Source organism: Mesorhizobium sp. RCAM 06353 (assembly GCF_059683585.1).
On record NZ_CM185031.1, the window covers coordinates 4,248,106 to 4,269,450 of the forward strand.

Below are 21,345 nucleotides of genomic sequence, written 5' to 3' on the forward strand. Positions count from 1 at the left end.
TCCATAGCCAGATGGTTATTGATTAGCCGTTGGCGGCACGGCGGCAGCCGAAAATTCCATCAGCCAAAAACCCGGATGCGCTCCATCCGGGTCGGCAAAACACGTCCTGACGAAACACTTCAAAAGGAGAAGACCATGCAAGCGAGAATCAAGAACCCGGTGATGCTGATCCCAGGCGCCCTGCAGGCACTGCTGGCGCTGGACAAGTCGACGGAGGCGGCCGACGTGCCTTATGTGACGCGCAAGCTCATTCATCTGCGCGCCAGCCAGATCAACAATTGCGCGCTCTGCGTCGACATGCACGCGCGCGAACTGAAGAAGGCCGGCGAGAAGGACGAGCGCATCTTTGCGCTGGCCGCATGGCGCGAGACGCCATACTTTACCGATGCCGAACGGGCGGCCCTGGCGCTGGCGGAGGCCGGCACGAGGCTCGCCGACCGCCCGGACGCCGTGCCGGACGATGTCTGGGATGAAGCCGCCCGGCACTATGACGAAAAGGGACTTGCCGCGCTGGTTGTCCAGATCGCCCTGATTAACGCCTTCAACCGGCTGAACGCGACGACCCGCCAGATGGTCGGCACCTGGGGCTGAGTGCGCTGGGGCAAGGTGGTTGTCAACTACAGCGCATGAAGGCGGACGGCACATTGCCTTCCGCCTTCGGGGCGTTGGCGGTTACTGGCGCAATTCCGTATTCTTGACGCCTTCCTCGACCTGGTCGATGACCAGCAGCTTGACCGGGCCATCACCGATGTTGGTGGCCTGATGCCACTGCCCGATCATTTCGATGATGAAATCGCCCGTGTTGTAGGTGTTGCTGTTGCCGGTCTCGACATTGGTGACCTTCAGCGTTCCGGCCTCGACATAGGCGTAGCGCGGGAAGGGGTGCCTGTGCACCGGCAAGGTTGCGCCGACCGCGATGTCGAAGGTCGACACCAGCACCTGCACGTTCTTCTGCGGGAGCGTGATCGGCTGGCCGGACGCGGTGGTCGTGCGCGATGCCAGCGGCGTCACGACGACAGGCGTGCTGCTGCTGTCGAGCGCCAGAGCGCAATTTGCATAAAGCGCAGCCGCGGCCAGCAGTACCGAAACCAGGATTTTGCGCATAATTCCTCCCTGAGCCGACGCATCTATCGCGCGGCGGATATCCAAGCGCAAGCGGGAGCGACCCGAGACGTTCCAATGAGTGGCTCCATCGATCCACCCATATTCCGCCTCCTCGACCGGGTTCGGGCCATGTTCACGGCGACATGGTCGTGCGGCCAGGCGGAAAGCATCTTCAACGGTTCGATCGGCCGGCGACCAAGTTCGGTCGGTTTATCACCTTCGTCCGGAGACAGGGCTGGCTTCTACCCCGGCTTTCGGCGTTGCCGGATTTGACGCAGCGCAATGCGGTATCGGATCGACAGCCCTAGAAAGTTGCCTTCAGTCGTAGGAACTCGGACATGATGTTTGATGCAATGACCAAACGCGCGGTGGTAGGCACAACAGTCTCCTTTCCGCCCATAGGGGCCGTCGCCGCAGCGGAAAAGATTTTTGCTGCAAACTCGAACGAAAGTCCCATCTTGGCGAGGTTCCGGCGCTGGGAGGCGCTGATGAATTCGATCTCCCTGGACATTTCCGACCGGGATCTGAAACGCGCCTATCAAGACATGTCTGAGATCGTGCAGGCCATGCTTGCCATCCCGGCTACAAATGCGCACGAGTTCGCGGCGCAGTTCCTGGTTGTTTGCAGCGGTGATGGGATTGAACACCGGTCGGCCGCCCGACAGCTCCATGCCCACGCGCAGACCTTTTTCGGGATGGCGTAGGGATACCGCCGGGTGGTATCGGGCGTGGAATGAAGACTTTTGTCCAAATCCTGAACGCGTCGGGAAAGCGCCGCTGCGACAAGAGTTCCAATGCTGCCTGGGATAGTCGGCCGTTCGGGCCACGCGTTGCTAGGGTCCAGACCAAGGAGGCCGGATGAGTCCGAAGGGCCTGTCTCACCTGGGACAGTAAAGGTCGCTTCCGGCATCGAGATATCATCGTCGCCGCAGGCAGTTGATGAAAGGGTCAAAAAAGTGCGGCTAGAACGAACTTGTTCATGGCGTTCACTTTCCGGCTTACGGGCAACCTTGTCGTTCGACCGATCCGCCGATGGCTATGCCTCGGCGTTCACTTCGGATCACCGGGTAGGGAGCGCAATCGCGACTGGAAACCTACGTTCGAGGGACTTCAGTCTTAGTTGAGCTATTGCTAATATGCATTTAGCTTGGGCAATGCGGGGCGATCCCAAAGGACAGACCCGCTATGGCCGGTGCGGCTCGTTTCACCAAACTGGCGCTCGTAGCTCAAAATTTGACAGCGCGGAGGCTCAAATGGCCGGCGATAAGCGCAGGCAGGATGCTATTCACGACCATCAGGTCGAATATTTCGCCTCAGAGAACGGTTTAACGCCGGACCTGGCTTGGGAGTTGATCCTAAAACACGGTAACAGCCGCAAGGCCGTGATTAGAGCTGCGCAGGGTTTGAAAGGTGATGTCAGGCAACACGCGGCCGACCAGCCCCCTACTTCCCAGTAGAAGTCCGCGCCTCTGGCCGAGAGCGCGGGCTCTCAAACTCTCACCAGGGCCAGAGACGGCCGACAAGCCAGCCACCACCGGCATCGTGAGCGTGTTCGAGAAACCGCACTGGCGCACAGTGCTGACCACCAAGGACGAACAGGCGGCCTTCGATATGGCCAAGGAAATCGGCGGCAAGGTGAAGAAGCGCTGGGCTTTCTCACTATTTCGCAAATTAACCTTGACCGAAGGAGGCAGTGATCTATCGCCAGTCATTACTTGCGCGATTGCTAATATAATGAAACGCTCCGCCCATATTGGGGGATGGGGCAATGGAAGAAAGCCCAGGTAGATTTAGTTGCTTTCTCGAGCCGACAGGCGACTGGACGGTTTGGGATGAAGTCACCGGCGAGCCGGCAAACTTGGGCGGGAAAATACTGATCGGCTGCACACGGGAGCGCGCCGAGTCTGCTCGCGACGTGCTCACGCGGATCTACAAAAACGGGCTGCACGCGCAACACCGCGACTGGAAGCCGACATTCGTTCGAAGGTGAAGAGGCCCGACAGTCTCTTGGGTTACCTTTTGGCTATCAGGCCTCGTGATCCGCTGCCTTTAATCTCTCGATTTGGTCTCGCTGGAACGAAACGCCTTTTTTGCCGATTCCCGGAAGCTGGGCAACTCGCGTACACAAGCCGTACATAGCCGAAAAATCTTCGGTTTTGCGAGATTGATATGTGTTTGAAAAGATTTGGCTCCCCGGGCCGGATTCGAACCAGCGACCAACCGGTTAACAGCCGGTTGCTCTACCACTGAGCTACCGGGGAACGGAGGCTCTTTGAGCAAGTGGCGCAGCCTATAGCAAACACCTTTCGGCTTTGCAAAGAAGCATTTCGCTTTTTTCCGAGACTTTTTCGCTCTGGCGTTTCTCGCAATCGGCGGCGTCCGCCCTCATATTAGCCGTCTTGGCGATGGGCGCGGAACCCAAAGGGCGGTCGCGACTTTCGTAAAATGATATTTTCGAGCGACCACACAGGCAGCCATTCGCGATGACGGCAGCAGACGAAAACCGGATACCGGCACGAAAGATCTCGATTTTCGGGCGCGAGTTCACCATGCCGCAGTCGCGTGGCCTCAGAATCGCGATCGGTATTCTTTTGACCATCGGCGGCATTCTCGGCTTTCTGCCGATTCTCGGCTTCTGGATGGTGCCGATCGGACTGCTGGTGCTTTCATATGAGTTCGCCATGGTGCGCCGCCACCGGCGCCGCTTCGTCGTCTGGTGGGAGCGGCGGCGGCGGCCGGATGGAACGACGGGCACCAAGCCGCGCCTTTGATCGCGCCATCCTTCCGGCGCGTCATGTCTTTGTTCGGGTTCCGGATTTTCACGAATCGGCTTTTCGGTCCGCACTTCTTCCGAGATTCTCGCGGATTTCCTTGAGAACCGCGGCAGCCGAGGCAAGGCGCGCGCGGTCGCGCGGCGATAGCCTAGCGGTGCCGTCTATTGCCAGGCAATCGATGGCATGGCGCAGCAACGCCTCGCATCCCGCTCGCGACAGGCCGTCCCAGGCGCTCGTTCCGTCGTTTGGGCTAGCCGGCCGCATGGCGCAGTCCTCCTCGTTTCTCAACGGTGGCCGGGGCGTGGAGTTTCTCGTGATCGCCTGCTATGTTTAACGCTCTGCTAATATGCGTCGTGACCGCGGTGGTCGCGACGCTCAACGCGGAGGGTCAGATTCTTGCAGAGGAAACCGCGCCGAATGCGTGGTGGCCGCTTGACGCCATTTTCGCCGCAACCTATTGGAACCGGGTGGAACGCCGGGAGCAACGAGGCCTCGTGGCGGAGTGGTTACGCAGAGGACTGCAAATCCTTGCACCCCGGTTCGATTCCGGGCGAGGCCTCCAATACCCGGGCTCCCGCGCGCTCAGCGCCGGAGCCTGACGTTCTCATCGAAATGAACCGCGGTTCTGACGCGGCAAGCGGATTGGTTGGAACATGAGCGCTGATTTTGCCGAGCTTCGGGTCAAGATGGTCGATGGTCAGGTTCGCACCACCGACGTGACCAGCGCCCCGCTGCTGGATGCCATGCTTTCCGTGCCGCGCGAGGTTTTCGTCGGCGACCGCCAGCGCGATCTTGCCTATATCGACGAGGACATCCGCATTGCCGACGGCGCCGATGGCGCGCGCTATCTGATGGAAGCATCGCCGCTGGCCAAGCTGATGCAACTGGCCGAGATCAACCCGACCGATTCGGCGCTCGATGTCGGCTGCGGCACCGGCTACGCCTCGGCCATCCTGTCGCGGCTGGCGCGGTCCGTCGTCGCGCTCGAAAGCGATTCGGCGCTGGCGCAAACCGCGGCGTCGACCCTTTCCGGCCTTGGCTGCGGCAATGTGACCGTGGTCCAGGGTGCGCTGGCGCAAGGTCATGCGGCCAAGGCACCCTATGACGTCATCTTCATCGGCGGCAGTGTCGAGAACGTGCCGGCACCGCTGCTCGATCAGCTCGCCGAAGGCGGCCGACTCGTCGCGGTCGAAGGGCAAGGCAATTCCGGCGTGGCGCGACTTTTTTTCAAGGCTGGGGGGGTTGTAACCGGGAGACGGGCATTTAATGCGGCAATTAAGCCACTACCCGGCTTCGAACGTGAGCATGCCTTTGAATTCTGAATGATTTGTGCTTGCAGCAAAGGCTTTGTCATGGTCGCTTGGACTTGAACAAACGTTGCTGATCTCAGACTGGGGGCACTTTGGGACCGAGCGACAGGGAGCATTAAAAACACGCCACTCCGGCTGCTCTTAACGAGAAGCTGGCGCGGCGCGGTTCCCATGGGAAAACGAATGAGGGATATACCCGTGCCGTCTGTATCCAAGACCCTTTTTGCCGCTGTCCTCGTTTCCGCGACCGCGCTGTCTCCGCTGACCGCCTCGGCGGAAACCATCACCGGCGCACTCGCCAAGGCCTATCAGTACAATTCCTCACTGAATTTATCCCGCGCCGGTGTGCGCGTCACCGATGAAGGTGTCGCCATCGCCAAGTCGGGCTGGCGCCCAACCATCACCGGATCCGCCGACGCGAACTATGTGAACACGCGCGCTAGCGGCGCCAACAGCAAGACATCATCGGCCAGCGTCGGTATTGTCATCAACCAGACCCTGTTCGACGGTTTTCAGACCAGGAACAACGTGGCGGCGGCGGAAGCCCAGGTGAAGGCGTCGGTGGAGAGCCTGCGCAACACCGAAGAGAACACGCTTTTCAATGCGGCCACCGCCTATATGGACGTGATCCGCGACCGGCAGATCGCAGTGCTGACCGAACAGAACCTGCAGTTCCTGACCGAGCAGGCGCGCGCCGCGCGCTCGCGTTTCGAGGTTGGCGAGGGCACGCGCACCGACGTTGCGCAGGCCGATGCGTCGCGTGCCTCGGCGGTGGCTTCGCTCAGCGCTGCCCGCGCTCAGGCTTTGGCCAGCGCCGCAACCTATCACCAGGTGGTCGGCGACGAGCCGGGCAAGCTCAAGCCGGCTGCCCCGCTGGCGAAGCTGTTGCCGTCGAGCCTCGATTCGGCGATTGCCATTGGTTCGGCCGAACATCCGGCCATTCTCTCCACCCAGCATCTCGTCGATGCGGCCGCGTTTTCAGTGAAATCGTCTGAGGGCGCGCTGTTGCCGCAGCTTACCGCCTCGGCCGGCATCTCGGATGACTATCTCAATCGCAATCCGAATGCCGGATCGAACGGCAATTCAACCTCGGCCAACATCGGCGCGACACTGACCATTCCGATCTATTCGGGCGGCCGGACCTCGGCGCACGTGCGGCAGAACAAGGAATCGCTTGGCGAGGCCCGCATCCAGGTCGATGTCAGCCGCGACCAAGTGCGCCAGGCCGTTGCCACCGCATGGTCGCAATACACCGCCGCGCAACAGAGCGTCTCGGCCAACAAGCAGGTGATCGACGCCGCGCAACTAGCGTTGAACGGCGTGATCGAAGAGCGTAATGTCGGCCAGCGCACCACGCTCGACGTGCTCAACGCACAGGCCACCGTCATCACCGCCAAGATCAACCAGGCCAATTCCGAGCATGATGTGGTCGTGGCGAGCTATGCCATCCTGTCGGCCGTGGGCCGCCTCTCGATCGATCGGCTTGGATTGCCGGTGACCAAGTACAAGCCCGAAGAGCACTACAACGCCGTCAAGGACAAGTGGATCGGCCTGCGCACGCCGGACGGCCGCTAGGCCGCCGGTTGGAATTCTCGCGTCCGCTCAGGACGCGATTTTCCGAACCCGTCCCGTTTCTTCGGCTTCGCGCTCTAATCTGTTGAAATCCCACATGGCCCCAGATTGGGGATTCTCGTGCGGCGATCCGTCGGTTACGCTGTCGCCATGATTCGAATCCGGCTCGTGCCGGGGCGGAAGACCACAGAGGTCACAAGGGCGGCGGATGTGACGATGGCAACGGCAAGCAGCGCGCAGCGCGAACCTTCCATGGAAGAGATACTGGCTTCCATCAGGAGGATCATCGAGGACAGCGACAACGGCCGCAAGCAGCCGGGCGAGGCCGATGAGCTGCGCCAGGATCTGGAGCCATCGTCCAGCGAGGCTCCGGCCGCTGATGTCGATGCGTTTCGCGCCGAGCTGCATGCTGCCCCCGAAGTCCGGAAGCCGGTTGCGCTCGCGGAAATCCAGGCGACGGCGCCCGAGCCCGCGCGCCCCCAGCCCGTGCACATGGAATCGCAGACGCGTGCCGATCCCGCGCCCGCCAAGCCGTCGATGACGCTTGCCGAGGTCAGCGCCAGGATCGCCGCCGAGCCGGTGCCCGCCGTCAGGGCCGACGCGGCAATGGTCCCGCAGCCTGAGGTCCCGCAGGCTGGGGCGCCGCAAGCCAGCGCGACAAGTGATGCCATCGTTGCCGATTGGCGGCGCGAGATCGCAGCGGTCGGAGAGCAGGCAAAAGCGATACCGGACAGGAGCGTCCGCCGGCCGGTCGCTCAACCCGAGGCACCCCAGCCCGAGGCGCCCCAACTCGAGTCGCTAGCGAGCGAACCGGTGGTGGAGGCCGCGTTCGAGCGGCCTTCTTCAAACGAGGTTCCGGCAGCCACCACTCAGACACGTGCGGCGGTAACTGAAGCGCCTGCGGTCCGCGCCGCAATCCTTTCCGAACATACGGGCCGGCAGGTCGCAGCGGCCTTCGGCGAGCTGTCCGACGCCTTTGCCAGCCGCAGCAAGAAGACATTCGACGAGATGGCCGAGGAGATGCTGCGGCCGATGCTGCAGGACTGGCTGGACAACAATCTGCCGACGCTGGTCGAAAGGCTGGTGCGCGAGGAGATCGAGCGCGTGGCGCGCGGCGCGCAGTAATCTCCTCCAGCGATCACTCTCGAAACGCCGCCCGTGAGGCGGCGTTTTTGTCGATGAGGTCAGCCCGCGCTGGTCGCGAAGCAGATGAGGTTGGCGTCGGGATCCTTGACGATGAACGTGCGGGCGCCCCACGGTTCGGTCCGCAATGTCTGGTGGAACGGGGCTGTGGCCGCCTGATACTCCAGAAACAGAGCCTTGATGTTGTCGACAACGATCGTCGCCGCCAGTAGGTCATCGGTCGAATTGGCGGCGAGTGGAGGCTTGTCGACATGGCGCAGGTTGAGCCGTGCGCCATCGCGGATGATTTGGGCGTAGAAAGGCGGCTCGCCATAGGTGAAGCGCGTCTCGAAGCCGAGCTTTTGCCGATAGAAATTACAGGCCGTTGCGATGTCGCAGACAAAGAGCTGTGGCTCGGCAAAGGCGAGATGCGGTTTTGCGGCGTCTGCTGCTCCATGATCGGTCACGGTTTGAAAGCCTTCTTTCAGCGCCTGCCAGCTCTCGAAACCTGACTTCCTGGCGACGAGTTCCTGGGCATCGGCAAGCTTGAAGCCGTGATCAAGGATCTGGCTGTCGCTGAGATGGCTAAAACGCGGCAAGAGCCATCCAATCACAGCGGCGACGGGATAATACCGCTCGCGATGCCATTTCAGATAGAGTTTGGCCTGTTTCTTGTGATGTTCGAGTGTCGGCATGGGCGCATTGCGGGTTGAGGTGGCGTAGGCGGGCAATGCCCCTCCGGCCGGAAGCCGATGCGCCCTACAGCAGCCTTGGCAACCTAAGATGGCTGGGATCCGTGGTCAAGGCGCGAGTGACAAGGCTTTCTCCAGCGAATAGGGGACTGCCATCGTTGATGAGTAGATCGCGAACAGCTCCTGCTTGATCCGATCCGCGTCACGCCTATTTGCTTCTCATGAACCGAGGCGGCCCTTGCGGTTGACTTGGCCCAGACCTTCCGATTTACACCGAACCAGCAAAAATCCCGACAGCGCGGACCATTTTCCCATGCTTGAAAAGACCTACGACGCAAAGACCGTCGAGCCGAAGATCGCCAAAACCTGGGAAGAGGCCGACGCTTTTCGTGCCGGCGCAGGCGCCGAGGAGGGCGCCGAGGCCTTCACCATCGTCATCCCGCCGCCCAACGTCACCGGCTCGCTGCATATGGGCCACGCGCTCAACAACACGCTGCAGGACATTCTGGTGCGCTTCGAGCGCATGCGCGGCAAGAATGTGCTGTGGCAGCCCGGCATGGATCATGCCGGCATCGCCACGCAGATGGTGGTCGAGCGCCAGCTGATGGAAAAGCAGATCCATCGCCGCGATCTCACGCGCGAGCAGTTCATCGAGAAAGTGTGGGAGTGGAAGGCCGAATCCGGCGGTGCCATCTTCAACCAGCTGAAGCGGCTCGGTGCCTCGGCCGACTGGTCGCGCGAACGCTTCACCATGGACGAGGGCCTGTCCAAGGCCGTGCTCGAAGTGTTCGTCACGCTCTACAAGGAAGGGCTGATCTACAAAGACAAGCGCCTTGTGAACTGGGATCCGAAACTGCTGACCGCGATCTCCGATCTCGAGGTCGAGCAGCAGGAGGTCAACGGCAATCTCTGGCACTTCCGCTATCCGATCGAGGGCGCTGTCTTCGACCCTGAGGACCCGAAAACCTTCATCACCGTCGCGACGACGCGTCCTGAAACGATGCTCGGCGACACGGCCGTCGCCGTGCATCCAGACGACGAGCGATACCGGCATCTGGTCGGCAAGAACGTAGTGCTGCCGATCGTCGGCCGAAAAATCCCGATCGTGGCGGACGAGTATTCCGATCCGGAAAAAGGCTCCGGTGCGGTGAAGATCACGCCGGCGCATGATTTCAACGACTTCGAGGTCGGCAAACGGCACAAGTTGCCGGCGATCAATATTCTCACCATCGAGGCTGCGATAAACCTCAAAGACAATGAGGATTTCCTCGCTGGGCTCGAGGTGACGCCGGAACGCCAGGCGGTCTGGGACGATCTCAACGGGCTCGACCGTTTCGTCGCGCGCAAGAAGATCGTCGAACTGATGGAAGCCGGCGGCTTCCTCGAAAAGATCGAGCCGCATCGCCACGCCGTGCCGCATGGCGACCGCGGCGGCGTGCCGATCGAGCCGTTCCTGACCGAGCAGTGGTATGCCAATGCGGCCGAACTCGCCAAGCCGGCGATCGCCTCGGTGCGCGAAGGCCGCACCAATTTCGTGCCGAAGAACTGGGAAAAGACCTATTTCGACTGGATGGAAAACATCCAGCCCTGGTGCATCTCGCGCCAGCTGTGGTGGGGCCACCAGATACCGGCCTGGTACGGACCGGACGGGCGCGTCTTCGTCGAAAAGACCGAGGAAGAGGCGCTGGGCGCGGCGATCGAATATTACCTGGCGCTGGAAGGGCCGTGGAAGGGCTGGGTCGAAGACAAGCTCGAGAACTACAAGCCTGGCGAGATCCTGACCCGCGACGAGGACGTGCTCGACACCTGGTTCTCCTCGGCGCTGTGGCCATTCTCGACGCTGGGTTGGCCGGACCAGACGCCGGAACTGAAGACCTACTACCAGACCGACGTGCTGGTGACCGGCTTCGACATCATCTTCTTCTGGGTCGCCCGCATGATGATGATGGGCCTGCATTTCATGGACGAGGAGCCGTTCCACACCGTCTATGTGCACGCGCTGGTGCGCGACAAGAACGGGCAGAAGATGTCGAAGTCGAAAGGCAACGTCATCGATCCGCTCGATCTGATCGACGAGTTTGGCGCCGATGCGCTGCGCTTCACGCTGACGGTGATGGCGGCTCAGGGGCGCGATGTGAAGCTCGACCCGGCGCGTATCGCCGGCTATCGCAATTTCGGCACCAAGCTGTGGAACGCGACGCGCTTTGCCGAGATGAACGAAGTCGCCCGCAATGACGATTTCTGGCTGAACGACGCCAAACTCGCGGTCAATCGCTGGATCCTGACCGAGCTGACGCGCGCCGCACGCGAGATCACGGACGGCATCACCTCATACCGCTTCAACGAGGCGGCCGGTGCTGCCTATCGCTTCGTCTGGAACCTGTTCTGCGACTGGTACCTGGAGCTGCTGAAGCCGGTGTTCATGGGCACGGACGAGGCTGCCAAGGCCGAAAGTCGCGCCTGCGTCGCCTTCGTGCTCGACGAGATCTACAAGCTCCTGCACCCGATGATGCCGTTCATGACGGAAGAGCTGTGGGCGCAGACGGCGGGCGAGGGCAAGGAGCGCTCCTCGCTGCTTTGCCACGCCGCATGGCCGTCGCCGGACTTCGAGGACGCGGAAGCGGCCGCCGACATCAACTGGCTGGTCGACCTCGTCTCCGGCATCCGCTCGGTGCGTTCCGAGATGAACGTGCCGCCGGCGGCGATCGCGCCGCTGGTCGTGGTCGGCGCCAATGATGTGACGCGCGAACGGTTGGTGCGCGAGGACTCCGCGATCAAGCGGCTGGCGCGGGTCGGCGACATCTCGTTGGCTGACACAGCACCCAAGGGCTCGGCGCAGATCGTCCTCAACGAAGCGACGATCTGCCTGCCGCTCGGCAGCCTGATCGACCTCACCGCCGAGGCTGCCCGACTGCAGAAGGAGCTGGCCAAGGTGACCGAGGAAATCGCCCGGCTGCACAAGAAGCTGTCCAACGAACGGTTCGTCGCCAGCGCGCCGGCCGAGATCGTCGACGCCGAGCGCGAAAAGCTCGCCGAATACCGCGACGCGCAGGACAAGCTTTCGGTGGCTTTGACGAGGGTTCGCGACGCCGGTTGAAGGGTAGATTCGCAACGGGGCCGGGACCGGTTTCCCGTAGGTCAACTGCCTCGAAAACAGGCATTCCGCAGCGTTAATGTTGACGTAAACGGAAACTTTTAGCCCCATTGTTGCCATAATGTAACAACGGGGGCGCAAGCCTCTAAAATTGGCTGTTTTTGAGCCTTTTCAGCCGGCTTTTCTCTCCTTTTAGGGCCAGCGCTGGCCCCCGAGGGCGGTTTTTAGCCTCCTGGCACTGCCTTGCATTTTGTCGAAAATGCGTTTGACAAGCATGTACATGTACGCCCCTTGAATTCGTTATTGCACCGTTAACCCGAATTGGTTCTAGCTTGATGCACTCGAATTCGGGGAGGACATTTATGACTATTCTGCGACTGAAAGCGCTACTGGGGGCGGGGTGCTTTTCGCTTGCTTTGATCGGCACGGCAGTGAACTCGGCGCATGCCGGTGGCATTGAGCGTGGCGGTTACGATATCGATCTTCTGTTCGATCCGGCGCCGTTCGCGACGGAAGCGGAATCGACTTATGTTATGCCGCAACGCAAGCTCAAAAATGCGGTGGACACCAACCCGCTCGACGGCAATTTGACATTCCTCGGCAGTACGGCGAAAGACAGCAAGAGCTACTGGGTGCCGCGCATCGGCGTCAAGGCGCAGGTCGTTCAGGGTGTCGACTGTATGTTCGACTATTCCCAGCCTTGGGGCGCACACACCAATCCGGGTCTGTGGGCCGGCGCCGAATCCAACATGGAAACCGACATCAAGAGCAACAACTACGCCACGACTTGCTCCTACAAGATGGATGCAGGCAAAGGCCAGATTCGCTTCATCGGTGGCGTTTATTACCAGGAAGTCTATGGTTTCAAGAAAGACTTGGTGTCGCCGCTGGTGCCGGGTTTCCAGGGCACCGGCCAGGTTGATCTCAAAGGGACCGGCTGGGGCTGGCGCGTCGGCCTTGCCTATGAAATCCCTGACATCGCGCTGCGCGCCAGCCTCGTCTACAATTCGCGGGTCAAGCTCGACAATATCACGGGCACGCTGGATCTGACGCATGTTGGCAGTGTCGTGCTGCCGATCTATGCCTCAACACAGTACATGCCGGACACGGTCGAGTTGAAGCTGCAGTCGGGCATTGCGCCCGGCTGGCTCGCTTTCGGTTCGTTGAAGTGGGTCAATTGGAGTCTGCTGCAGAGTGTTCCGATTTGCGTAGTCGGCACTCCTTCGGCAGCCTGCGTTACGGGCGATGCTCTGCATTCAGGCCAGATCACCTCGCTGGATTTGATGTATCGCGACGGCTGGACCGTAACGGGCGGTATCGGCCACAAGTTCAACGATCAGTGGAGTGCGGCCGGCCAGCTTTCCTGGGATCGCGGCACCTCGCACGGCTATGGCTCGCAGACCGATACCTGGACCGTGGGTGGTGGCGTCGCCTATACGCCGCAGCCCAATATCGAGGTTCGTCTGGCCGGTGCGATCGGCGTGCTGACCAGCGGCCATTCGGGAACAGTGAATGGCGAAAACGGCTATGTGGCCGGCAATGAGGTCAGCTACGACTTCGGCAACGATCTGGTCACGGCAATTTCCGGCGGCATCAAGATCAAGTTCTAACTTATTGAGAAATCGACAAAAAGGCCGGGCATTGCCCGGCCTTTTTCGTTTGGATGGGCTTTGCCAGGGCCCTCTGTATCCAAGCTGCGTTGCATATAAGCCGCACCGGGGCCGCCTCGTGCGATTGTGACGTTTTGGCAACACTTTCTGAACAACCCCTGCGCTAGAAGTCAGGTCGAGGAAATTGCCCATTTCCCGCCATAAACCCGGCGCACCTCGATCTTGTCTCGGGACACGCGCCAAAAGGCTCGGCGATGGGACAGGCCGCACCGCCCGCGGCAAGGATGAGAATGGACGCCAAGGTCATTTCAAAGGCTAAGCTCCCTAGCCGCCATGTGACTGTCGGTCCGGCGCGCGCGCCGCACCGGTCCTATCTCTATGCCATGGGGCTTTCCGCCGCCGAGATCGCGCAGCCGCTGGTCGGCGTCGCCTCCTGCTGGAACGAAGCGGCACCCTGCAACATCTCGCTGATGCGCCAGGCACAGGTGGTCAAGAAGGGGGTAGCTGCCGCCAACGGCACGCCACGCGAATTCTGCACCATCACCGTCACCGACGGCATCGCCATGGGCCACCAGGGCATGAAGTCGTCGCTGGTGTCGCGCGAGGTCATTGCCGATTCGGTCGAACTCACCATGCGCGGCCATTGCTACGACGCACTGGTCGGCCTGGCCGGCTGCGACAAGTCGCTGCCAGGCATGATGATGGCCATGGTGCGGCTCAACGTGCCGTCGATCTTCATCTATGGCGGTTCGATCCTGCCCGGCAGCTATCGTGGCCGGCAGATCACCGTGCAGGATGTGTTCGAGGCGGTCGGCCAGCATTCGGTCGGCACGATCGGCGATGCCGAGTTGCTCGAAATCGAGCAGGCCGCCTGTCCGTCGGCCGGTTCCTGCGGCGCCCAGTTCACCGCCAACACCATGGCCACCGTCGCCGAGGCGATCGGTCTGGCGCTGCCCTATTCCTGCGGCGCGCCGGCGCCTTACGAAATGCGCGACCGTTTCAATTTCGCCTCGGGCGAAAAGATCATGGAGCTCATCGCGAAAAACATCCGGCCGCGCGACATCGTCACGCTGAAGGCACTGGAGAACGCGGCGACCGTGGTTTCCGCCACCGGCGGCTCGACCAACGCAGCCCTGCATCTGCCGGCGATCGCGCATGAGGCAGGCATCAAATTCGATCTCTTCGACGTCGCAAAGATTTTCGAGAAGACGCCTTACATCGCCGACCTCAAGCCGGGCGGCAAATATGTCGCCAAGGATATGTTCGAGGCCGGCGGCATTCCGCTGTTGATGAAGACGCTGCTCGACCATGGCTATCTGCATGGCGATTGCCTGACGGTCACTGGCCGCACTTTGGCCGAAAACATGGAACATGTTGCCTGGAATGAACATCAGGATGTGGTCCGCCCGGCCAACAGACCAATTACCCAAACCGGCGGTGTCGTGGGGTTGAAGGGAAACCTCGCCCCCGAAGGCGCGATCGTGAAGGTCGCGGGCATGGCGGAGTTGAAATTCTCCGGCCCGGCGCGCTGCTTCGATTCGGAAGAGGAATGTTTCGAGGCGGTGACGCATCGCAACTACAGGGACGGCGAGGTTCTCGTCATTCGCTATGAAGGACCACGCGGCGGCCCGGGCATGCGCGAGATGCTGTCGACGACGGCGGCACTCTACGGCCAGGGCATGGGCGGCAAGGTGGCGCTGATCACCGACGGCCGCTTCTCGGGCGCGACACGCGGCTTCTGCATCGGCCATGTCGGGCCGGAAGCGGCGGTTGGCGGCCCGATCGGTCTCATCCGGGATGGTGACGTGATTTCGATCGATGCCATGAACGGCACGATCGAGGTGGCGCTGACCGAGGCCGAATTGGCGGCGCGGGCCAAGACCTGGAAGGCGCGCACGACCGACTACCAGTCGGGCGCGATATGGAAATACGCACAGACGGTCGGGTCTGCCCGCGACGGCGCGGTCACCCATCCGGGCGGTGCGAAAGAAACACACTGCTATGCGGATATCTGAGTTGTTGAAGTCAACACCAGAGTTGTTGAGGTCATCTGTCCTTCCGGCACTGGTCGCTGTCGCGATCTTTGGCGCCGTGGGCCAGGCTTTGGCCTTCGACGACAAGGTGTTCGACGACAAGACCGGCGTGAAGCCGCAGTCGAGCCCCTGGGCGGTGTTCCAGTTCGGTTTTTCCGCCTACAAGAACGGCCACAAGGAACAGGCAGCCGAAGCCTATAAATACGCCGCCGAAAACGGCCAGATCGGCGCCACCTGGAAGCTTGCCCGCATGTATGCCGAGGGCGACGGCGTGGCGCGCGACGACTATGAGGCGTTCAAGTTCTTCTCCGAGATCGTCGACCAGGATGTCGAGCCCGGTTCGCCGGAAGAAAGCTATGTCTCCGATGCGCTGGTGGCGCTCGGCGATTATCTGCGCACGGGCATTCCCGGCAGCCCGGTCACCGAGAACGAGGTGGCGGCCCAGGAATATTACATGCGTGCCGCCGCCAACTACCGCAACCCGAACGCCCAGTTCGAGATGGGGCAGATGTTCCTGAAGGGCGAGGGCGGTGTGAAGGCCAGCGTTAAGCAGGCCGGGCGCTGGTTCCAGCTCGCCGCCGAGAAAGGCCATGCCGGCGCCCAGGCGACACTTGGCCATCTCTTGTTCCAGAGCGGCAAGATCGTTCGTGGCTTGGCGATGATGACCGCGGCGCTCGAGCGCGCGTCGCCGGCCGACCAGCCCTGGATCCGCGGCATGCAGGAAGAGGCCTTTGCCGCCGCCGGCGAAGCCGACCGGCGCACAGCGATTTCGCTGGCGGACGACATCCTGACCAAGGGCACCGCCAACACGGATCAGTAAGGAGTGGTCTCCTCCACAAAGAGGGGATCAGCGAAAGCAATTCCAGGAAAAGTTTGAAGCGGTTTTCCGTCCGGAATTGTTTCAAGACCGCTCTAACGGAAAAATCAGTTCTCGGTCGGCTCCGTCGGCACCATGCTTGGCGCTGGCGTCGAGATCGGCGTGACGTGCAGGTGCGGCGCCATCGTGTTTTCGGGGCAGCTGTCGCCGACCTTCGTCCAGGATGTGTTGTTGAGCACCATCTCGCAGCGAGCCAGATGGCTCTGGTCGGCAACCGTCAGGCAGGCGACCTGACCGACCGGATAGGATTTTCCGTTGGCGAGACATTCCGGGGCGGCGAAAGCCGGCACCATGGCGGCCGTGGCAAATGCCAAGCCGATCGGACAAATAACAAATCGAATGGTCATGGGAACCCCGGCCGCCATGAAGATCTCCCATCATGCGCCCGAATGTGGCGATATGAGGTCCAGCATCGACGTGCCCAGCCTCAGGCCTCGGGGCGCAGGGCCTCCGGTCAGGCCGGCTGTAGCGCGAGATCGATCGCCACCGGCACGTGATCGGAGGGCTTTTCCCAGGCGCGCACATGTTTTTCGATCGAGGCCGACGAGAATCGGTTGGCGGCTTCCGGCGACAGCAGCAGATGGTCGATGCGGATGCCGTTGTTCTTCTGCCAGGCGCCGGCCTGATAGTCCCAGAAGGTGTAGGTGTCGGGTGCATCGGTGACCGCGCGCACCGCTTCGGTGAAACCGAGGTTGAGCAGCCTCCGGAAAGCCTGCCGCGTCTGCGGCTGGAACAGCGCGTCGCCCAGCCAGTTCTCCGGAAACCGCGCGTCGATCGGCTCGGGAATGACGTTGTAGTCGCCGGCCAGCACCAGCGCCTCTTCCAGCCTCAGCCGTTCCTCGGCCCAGCGCTCCAGCCGCGCCATCCAGGACAGTTTGTAGGGGAACTTCTTCTCGTCATCGATCGGGTTGCCGTTCGGCAGATAGAGCGAGGCGACCCGAAGCGCGCCCTTGTCGGTCGAGAACACACCTTCGATGAAACGCGCCTGCTCGTCGGTGTCGTCGCCCGGCAGGCCGCGATTGACTTCGTCAAAGCGCAGCTTCGACAGCAGCGCCACGCCGTTGAAACCCTTCTGGCCATGGGTTTCCACATTGTAGCCCAGAGCCTCGATCTCGGCACGCGGGAACTGCTCGTCGACCGTCTTGATCTCCTGCAGGCAGACGATGTCGGGCGCGCTCTCGGTCAGCCAATGGGTGAGGTTGCCGATGCGGGCGCGCACGCCGTTGATGTTCCAGGTGACGATTTTCATGACGGTCTATTCTTCCTGCGGCGGGTGGCGTTCGACGAGGCCGATCGTATTGCCTGCCGGGTCCTTTAGAAAGGCCATCCACTCGCTTTCCCCCGCCGGACCGAATGTGCCTTCGGTGTCGCGATGGACAAGCGCTGGCGGCGCGGTGAAGGGGACGCCCGCAGCTTTCGCCTCGGCGTGGAAGGCTTCGAGGCCCGCTATGTCAAGATAGACCGTGCCGGCCGGCACGCCATCGGTGAACAGCAGACGCACATCGCCCGCCATGATGAAGGCGATACCGGGGGGATCGTAGCGGGCGTGAACGCCCATACCTAGCACATCGCACCAGAAGGCCAGCGTCGAATCAAGGTTGCGTCCGGCCGACAGCGCGATCTGACGGACCGCGCCGATGCCAGGCATGCCGCTAGATGGAGAAGCTCGTGCCGCAGCCGCAGGAGGCGACAGCGTTCGGATTGCGGATCTGGAAGGACTGGCCCATCAGATCGTCGACGAAGTCGATCACCGAACCGCCCATATAGACCAGCGACAGGTCGTCGATCAGCACCGTGGCGCCGTCCTTTTCGATGGCGACGTCGTCATCATTGCGCGCATCGACCAGATCGAACTTATAGGAAAAGCCGGAGCAGCCGCCGCCTTCGACGGAAACGCGCAACGCCGTCTTGCCGGCCTCGCCAGAGACAATCTTGGCGATCCGTTTGGCCGCGGCCTCGGTCATGTCGACTTTCATGGCAGTCTTGGCATCCGCGCCCATGGGCGTCACCTTGCTTTCGGTTTCACATGATAGGTATGAAGCGCGAGGGGCCAAGTCAACTAGATCAAGTCAACTGCGGCAGCATCAGCCATGACCAATGAGTTGGGCGACATCGGATTCGGCTATCGGCCGCGCGCGGCCTATGCCACTGATCCGGCGCGCTCGCGCGGCCGGCTATTCGATGAGGTCGAGAGCCCGACCCGCACGCCGTTCCAGCGCGATCGTGACCGCATCATCCACTCGACCGCGTTTCGGCGGCTTAAGCACAAGACGCAAGTCTTCATCGCCCATGAAGGCGACCACTATCGCACAAGGCTGACCCATTCGATCGAAGTGGCGCAGATCGCGCGGGCGCTGGCGCGGGCGTTGCGCGGCGACGAGGACCTGGCCGAAGCAGTGGCGCTGGTGCATGATTTCGGCCACACGCCCTTCGGCCACACCGGAGAGGACGCGCTGAATGACAAGATGGCGGCCTGGGGCGGCTTCGATCACAACGCTCAGTCGCTGCGCATCGTGACGAGGCTTGAGGCGCGCTACGCCGAATTCGATGGGCTGAACCTGACCTGGGAGACGCTGGAAGGCCTGGTCAAGCACAATGGTCCGCTGACGGACGCCAGCGGCAAAGGCCTGAAAGGGCCGGTGCCGCAGGCAATTCGCGATTATTCGGAGTTGCAGGATCTCGAACTCGACCGGTTCGCCGGCATAGAGGCGCAGTGCGCTGCGATCGCCGACGACATCGCCTACAACACGCATGACATCGACGACGGGTTGCGGGCAGGGCTGCTGACGCTCGACATGCTGAAGACCGTCTCGCTGCCGGGGACGATCCTGGCGGGTGTGCGCGAGCGCTATCCGGTGCTAGATGATGTGCGCACCGGCCACGAACTGATGCGGCGGCAGATCACCGCCATGGTCGAGGATGTCATAGTCTCGGCGACCGCCAATCTGGAGCGTGTCGGGCCGCGCAGCGCCGATGCGGTGAGGGCGGCAGGCGAGACGATCGTGACCTTCTCCACCGAGATGGCCGCGGCCGAGAAGGAACTGAAGGCCTTTCTCTACAAGCACCTCTACCGGCACAAGGAGGTGATGCGGGTGCGCGCCGGCGCCGAGCAGATCGTCAGGGACCTGTTCGACGTCTATTTCGCCGATCCGCGCGCCATGCCGGATGGCTGGCGCGAGGGGCTGGACAGGGCCGACGATCGCATCAAGGCGCGCAGTGTGGCCGATTTCCTGGCAGGGATGACCGACACTTACGCACTCAAGGAACACAGGCGTTTGTTTGACCGCACCCCGGATTTGAGCTAGGGCGGGCGCGATTTTGCCGGCCAACGAGCCGGATTCGCCATAAAGCCGCCAGAGCAATACCCATGAACATCTTCGCCGATTTCACCGCGCGAGTCACAAAGGCTGTCGAAGCGCTTGATCTGAAAGACAAGGACGGCGTTTCGCCCGACCTGTCGCGCATTGCCGTCGAACCGCCGCGCGACCCCAGCCATGGCGATCTCGCGACCAATGCGGCTATGGTGCTGGCCAAGCCCACCGGCCAGAATCCGCGCGCGCTGGCCGAAAGGCTGGCGCTGGCGCTGCGGGACGACAAGGATGTCGCCGCCGTCGACGTCGCCGGTCCCGGCTTCGTCAATCTGAGGCTCAAGGACGGCTTCTGGCAGGCCCATCTGTCGACCCTTCTGGGCGATGGGCGTAATTATGGCCGCTCGACGATCGGCGCCGGCCGGAAAACCAATGTCGAATATGTCTCCGCCAACCCGACGGGGCCGATGCATGTGGGCCATTGCCGGGGTGCGGTCGTCGGCGACGCGCTCGCCAACCTGATGGCGTTTGCCGGCTACGACGTGACCAAGGAATATGTCATCAACGATGCCGGCGGACAGATCGACGTGCTCGGTCGCTCGGTCATACTGCGGTATCGGGAGGCACTCGGTGACGAGATCGGCGAGATTCCGCCCGGCCTGTATCCAGGTGATTATTTGGTTCCTCTCGGCCAGGCGCTGGCGAAAGAGTTCGGCCGCAGTCTGCTCCAAATGCCGGAGGATGAGGCGCTGGCTATCGTCAAAGACCGCGCCATCGATGCGATGATGGCGATGATCCGCGATGATCTGGCGCTGCTCAACGTGCATCACGACGTGTTCTTCTCTGAACGCACGCTGCACGCCGACAATGCCAGGAAGATCCGCTTGGCGATTAATGACCTGACGCTGAAGGGTCATATCTACAAGGGCAAGCTGCCGCCGCCCAAGGGCGAGAAGCCTGATGACTGGGAAGACCGCGAGCAGACGCTGTTCCGCTCAACGGCGGTCGGCGACGACATGGACCGGGCGTTGGTCAAGTCTGACGGCTCGTTCACCTATTTTGCTGCCGACGTGGCTTACCTCAAGGACAAGGTCGATCGCGGCTTCACCGACTTGATCTACGTGCTTGGCGCTGACCATGGCGGTTACGTCAAGCGGCTGGAGGCCTTGGCGCGGGCGATTGCCGGCGACGAGGTGAAGCTTACGGTTCTGCTTTGCAATCTGGTCAAACTGTTTCGCGACGGCGAGCCGGTCCGAATGGGAAAAAGGGCCGGGAATTTCGTGACGGCGCGGGAAGTCATCGAAGAGGTGGGCCGCGACGCGGTACGCTTCATGATGCTGTTCCGCAAGAATGATGCGCCGCTCGACTTCGACTTCGCCAAGGTCACCGAGCAGTCCAAGGACAATCCGGTGTTTTATGTGCAGTATGCCTCGGCGCGCTGCCATTCGGTGTTCCGGCAGGCCAGCGAGCAGCTGGGCGACGCGAATTTCGATCGCACAAGCCTGGCTGCCGCGGCCGCTTTGCTGACCGACGAGGGCGAGCTTGGCCTGATCCGCAAGCTTGCGGAATATCCGCGCCTGATCGAGTCAGCCGCTCTTGCGCTGGAGCCACATCGGCTGGCATTTTATCTCTATGATCTGGCTTCCAGTCTCCACGGACACTGGAACCGGGGTACCGATAATCCGGACTTACGTTTTGTTAAGGTTAACGACCGACAATTGACGCATGCCAGACTAGGGCTGGTGCAGGCTGTTTCGGACGTTCTCACGTCCGGCCTGACGCTGATCGGGGCCGCCGCGCCCACCGAAATGCGTTAGGTTTGACTAAAAAACCTGTCACCTTTTGCCCA

At 61.8% G+C, this 21,345-nt stretch carries 20 protein-coding genes and 2 tRNA genes; 15 read left to right on the top strand and 7 right to left on the bottom strand.

Annotated features, from left to right (window positions below):
* The first annotated feature begins 135 nt into the window (after positions 1-135).
* Positions 136-591 carry a carboxymuconolactone decarboxylase family protein gene (locus AC56QX_RS20495; RefSeq protein WP_497110242.1) on the top strand — a complete coding sequence of 152 codons (456 nt, stop codon included), beginning with the start codon at positions 136-138 and terminating at the stop codon, positions 589-591.
* 81 nt (positions 592-672) lie between these two features.
* On the opposite strand, the gene AC56QX_RS20500 is transcribed toward AC56QX_RS20495, so the two are convergent.
* Positions 673-1,104, bottom strand: coding sequence for a cupin domain-containing protein (locus tag AC56QX_RS20500; protein ID WP_497110243.1), 432 nt, complete (start codon positions 1,102-1,104; stop codon positions 673-675).
* 338 nt (positions 1,105-1,442) lie between these two features.
* Between AC56QX_RS20500 and AC56QX_RS20505 the strand changes: the two genes are divergently transcribed.
* The 3 genes from AC56QX_RS20505 (at position 1,443) to AC56QX_RS20515 (ending at position 2,892) form a co-directional block, all read left to right on the top strand.
* The gene (locus AC56QX_RS20505) at positions 1,443-1,808 is read left to right on the top strand and encodes a hypothetical protein (RefSeq protein WP_497110244.1); all 366 of its coding nucleotides are present in this window, start codon (positions 1,443-1,445) and stop codon (positions 1,806-1,808) included.
* Between the two features lie 549 nt (positions 1,809-2,357).
* A complete protein-coding gene (locus AC56QX_RS20510) occupies positions 2,358-2,561 on the top strand; it encodes a DUF3606 domain-containing protein (RefSeq protein WP_497110245.1) in 204 nt (67 codons plus the stop codon).
* A 91-nt stretch (positions 2,562-2,652) separates the two neighbouring features.
* Positions 2,653-2,892 carry a hypothetical protein gene (locus AC56QX_RS20515; RefSeq protein WP_497110246.1) on the top strand — a complete coding sequence of 80 codons (240 nt, stop codon included), beginning with the start codon at positions 2,653-2,655 and terminating at the stop codon, positions 2,890-2,892.
* Between the two features lie 398 nt (positions 2,893-3,290).
* Here the strand turns inward: AC56QX_RS20515 and AC56QX_RS20520 are convergent.
* Positions 3,291-3,365: transfer RNA gene (locus AC56QX_RS20520), tRNA-Asn, on the bottom strand.
* A 222-nt stretch (positions 3,366-3,587) separates the two neighbouring features.
* On the opposite strand from AC56QX_RS20520, the gene AC56QX_RS20525 reads away from it, so the two are divergent.
* From AC56QX_RS20525 to AC56QX_RS20545, 5 genes are all read left to right on the top strand, one after another.
* Positions 3,588-3,875 (top strand): hypothetical protein, encoded by a 288-nt coding sequence (locus tag AC56QX_RS20525; RefSeq protein ID WP_497110247.1) that lies wholly within the window; start codon positions 3,588-3,590, stop codon positions 3,873-3,875.
* A gap of 491 nt (positions 3,876-4,366) precedes the next feature.
* Positions 4,367-4,440: transfer RNA gene (locus tag AC56QX_RS20530), tRNA-Cys, on the top strand.
* A gap of 91 nt (positions 4,441-4,531) precedes the next feature.
* Positions 4,532-5,200, top strand: a complete 669-nt coding sequence (locus AC56QX_RS20535) for a protein-L-isoaspartate O-methyltransferase family protein (RefSeq protein ID WP_497110248.1) — start codon at positions 4,532-4,534, stop codon at positions 5,198-5,200.
* Between the two features lie 186 nt (positions 5,201-5,386).
* Positions 5,387-6,763 carry a TolC family outer membrane protein gene (locus tag AC56QX_RS20540; protein ID WP_497117826.1) on the top strand — a complete coding sequence of 459 codons (1,377 nt, stop codon included), beginning with the start codon at positions 5,387-5,389 and terminating at the stop codon, positions 6,761-6,763.
* A gap of 213 nt (positions 6,764-6,976) precedes the next feature.
* Positions 6,977-7,885, top strand: coding sequence for a PopZ family protein (locus tag AC56QX_RS20545; protein ID WP_497117828.1), 909 nt, complete (start codon positions 6,977-6,979; stop codon positions 7,883-7,885).
* A 59-nt stretch (positions 7,886-7,944) separates the two neighbouring features.
* Here AC56QX_RS20545 and AC56QX_RS20550 read toward each other — a convergent pair whose 3' ends face one another.
* Positions 7,945-8,577 carry a bleomycin resistance protein gene (locus tag AC56QX_RS20550; RefSeq protein ID WP_497110249.1) on the bottom strand — a complete coding sequence of 211 codons (633 nt, stop codon included), beginning with the start codon at positions 8,575-8,577 and terminating at the stop codon, positions 7,945-7,947.
* 310 nt (positions 8,578-8,887) lie between these two features.
* On the opposite strand from AC56QX_RS20550, the gene AC56QX_RS20555 reads away from it, so the two are divergent.
* From AC56QX_RS20555 to AC56QX_RS20570, 4 genes are all read left to right on the top strand, one after another.
* The gene (locus AC56QX_RS20555; protein ID WP_497110250.1) at positions 8,888-11,671 is read left to right on the top strand and encodes a valine--tRNA ligase; all 2,784 of its coding nucleotides are present in this window, start codon (positions 8,888-8,890) and stop codon (positions 11,669-11,671) included.
* Between the two features lie 359 nt (positions 11,672-12,030).
* Entirely contained in the window at positions 12,031-13,278 is a 1,248-nt protein-coding gene (locus tag AC56QX_RS20560) for an outer membrane protein transport protein (RefSeq protein WP_497110251.1), read from the top strand.
* Between the two features lie 290 nt (positions 13,279-13,568).
* Positions 13,569-15,293, top strand: coding sequence for a dihydroxy-acid dehydratase (gene ilvD, locus AC56QX_RS20565; protein ID WP_497110252.1), 1,725 nt, complete (start codon positions 13,569-13,571; stop codon positions 15,291-15,293).
* A complete protein-coding gene (locus AC56QX_RS20570) occupies positions 15,280-16,131 on the top strand; it encodes a tetratricopeptide repeat protein (protein ID WP_027043784.1) in 852 nt (283 codons plus the stop codon). Before ilvD ends, AC56QX_RS20570 begins: the two co-directional genes overlap by 14 nt.
* 104 nt (positions 16,132-16,235) lie before the next feature.
* On the opposite strand, the gene AC56QX_RS20575 is transcribed toward AC56QX_RS20570, so the two are convergent.
* The 4 genes from AC56QX_RS20575 to erpA all read right to left on the bottom strand — a co-directional run bounded on the left by AC56QX_RS20575 (position 16,236) and on the right by erpA (position 18,188).
* Entirely contained in the window at positions 16,236-16,553 is a 318-nt protein-coding gene (locus AC56QX_RS20575; protein WP_497110254.1) for a hypothetical protein, read from the bottom strand.
* A gap of 89 nt (positions 16,554-16,642) precedes the next feature.
* Positions 16,643-17,437 carry an exodeoxyribonuclease III gene (xth, locus tag AC56QX_RS20580; protein ID WP_292869203.1) on the bottom strand — a complete coding sequence of 265 codons (795 nt, stop codon included), beginning with the start codon at positions 17,435-17,437 and terminating at the stop codon, positions 16,643-16,645.
* A 6-nt stretch (positions 17,438-17,443) separates the two neighbouring features.
* Complete coding sequence (locus AC56QX_RS20585) at positions 17,444-17,836, bottom strand: VOC family protein (RefSeq protein ID WP_497110255.1); 393 nt, start codon at positions 17,834-17,836, stop codon at positions 17,444-17,446.
* A gap of 4 nt (positions 17,837-17,840) precedes the next feature.
* A complete protein-coding gene (erpA, locus tag AC56QX_RS20590) occupies positions 17,841-18,188 on the bottom strand; it encodes an iron-sulfur cluster insertion protein ErpA (RefSeq protein ID WP_172228236.1) in 348 nt (115 codons plus the stop codon).
* A gap of 90 nt (positions 18,189-18,278) precedes the next feature.
* On the opposite strand from erpA, the gene AC56QX_RS20595 reads away from it, so the two are divergent.
* Together AC56QX_RS20595 and argS are read left to right on the top strand one after the other, a co-directional pair.
* The gene (locus AC56QX_RS20595; protein WP_497110257.1) at positions 18,279-19,493 is read left to right on the top strand and encodes a deoxyguanosinetriphosphate triphosphohydrolase; all 1,215 of its coding nucleotides are present in this window, start codon (positions 18,279-18,281) and stop codon (positions 19,491-19,493) included.
* Between the two features lie 62 nt (positions 19,494-19,555).
* Positions 19,556-21,313 (top strand): arginine--tRNA ligase, encoded by a 1,758-nt coding sequence (gene argS / locus AC56QX_RS20600; RefSeq protein ID WP_497110258.1) that lies wholly within the window; start codon positions 19,556-19,558, stop codon positions 21,311-21,313.
* Positions 21,314-21,345 lie beyond the last annotated feature (32 nt).

Excerpts from the sequence above, each read along its gene's own strand:
- AC56QX_RS20495 (WP_497110242.1), top strand. The coding sequence starts at position 136 with ATGCAAGCGAGAATCAAGAACCCGGTGATGCTGATCCCAGGCGCCCTG.
- AC56QX_RS20500 (WP_497110243.1), bottom strand. The coding sequence starts at position 1,104 with ATGCGCAAAATCCTGGTTTCGGTACTGCTGGCCGCGGCTGCGCTTTAT.
- AC56QX_RS20505 (WP_497110244.1), top strand. The coding sequence starts at position 1,443 with ATGATGTTTGATGCAATGACCAAACGCGCGGTGGTAGGCACAACAGTC.
- AC56QX_RS20510 (WP_497110245.1), top strand. The coding sequence starts at position 2,358 with ATGGCCGGCGATAAGCGCAGGCAGGATGCTATTCACGACCATCAGGTC.
- AC56QX_RS20525 (WP_497110247.1), top strand. The coding sequence starts at position 3,588 with ATGACGGCAGCAGACGAAAACCGGATACCGGCACGAAAGATCTCGATT.
- AC56QX_RS20535 (WP_497110248.1), top strand. The coding sequence starts at position 4,532 with ATGAGCGCTGATTTTGCCGAGCTTCGGGTCAAGATGGTCGATGGTCAG.
- AC56QX_RS20545 (WP_497117828.1), top strand. The coding sequence starts at position 6,977 with ATGGCAACGGCAAGCAGCGCGCAGCGCGAACCTTCCATGGAAGAGATA.
- AC56QX_RS20550 (WP_497110249.1), bottom strand. The coding sequence starts at position 8,577 with ATGCCGACACTCGAACATCACAAGAAACAGGCCAAACTCTATCTGAAA.
- AC56QX_RS20555 (WP_497110250.1), top strand. The coding sequence starts at position 8,888 with ATGCTTGAAAAGACCTACGACGCAAAGACCGTCGAGCCGAAGATCGCC.
- AC56QX_RS20560 (WP_497110251.1), top strand. The coding sequence starts at position 12,031 with ATGACTATTCTGCGACTGAAAGCGCTACTGGGGGCGGGGTGCTTTTCG.
- ilvD (WP_497110252.1), top strand. The coding sequence starts at position 13,569 with ATGGACGCCAAGGTCATTTCAAAGGCTAAGCTCCCTAGCCGCCATGTG.
- AC56QX_RS20570 (WP_027043784.1), top strand. The coding sequence starts at position 15,280 with ATGCGGATATCTGAGTTGTTGAAGTCAACACCAGAGTTGTTGAGGTCA.
- AC56QX_RS20575 (WP_497110254.1), bottom strand. The coding sequence starts at position 16,553 with ATGGCGGCCGGGGTTCCCATGACCATTCGATTTGTTATTTGTCCGATC.
- xth (WP_292869203.1), bottom strand. The coding sequence starts at position 17,437 with ATGAAAATCGTCACCTGGAACATCAACGGCGTGCGCGCCCGCATCGGC.
- AC56QX_RS20585 (WP_497110255.1), bottom strand. The coding sequence starts at position 17,836 with ATGCCTGGCATCGGCGCGGTCCGTCAGATCGCGCTGTCGGCCGGACGC.
- erpA (WP_172228236.1), bottom strand. The coding sequence starts at position 18,188 with ATGGGCGCGGATGCCAAGACTGCCATGAAAGTCGACATGACCGAGGCC.
- AC56QX_RS20595 (WP_497110257.1), top strand. The coding sequence starts at position 18,279 with ATGACCAATGAGTTGGGCGACATCGGATTCGGCTATCGGCCGCGCGCG.
- argS (WP_497110258.1), top strand. The coding sequence starts at position 19,556 with ATGAACATCTTCGCCGATTTCACCGCGCGAGTCACAAAGGCTGTCGAA.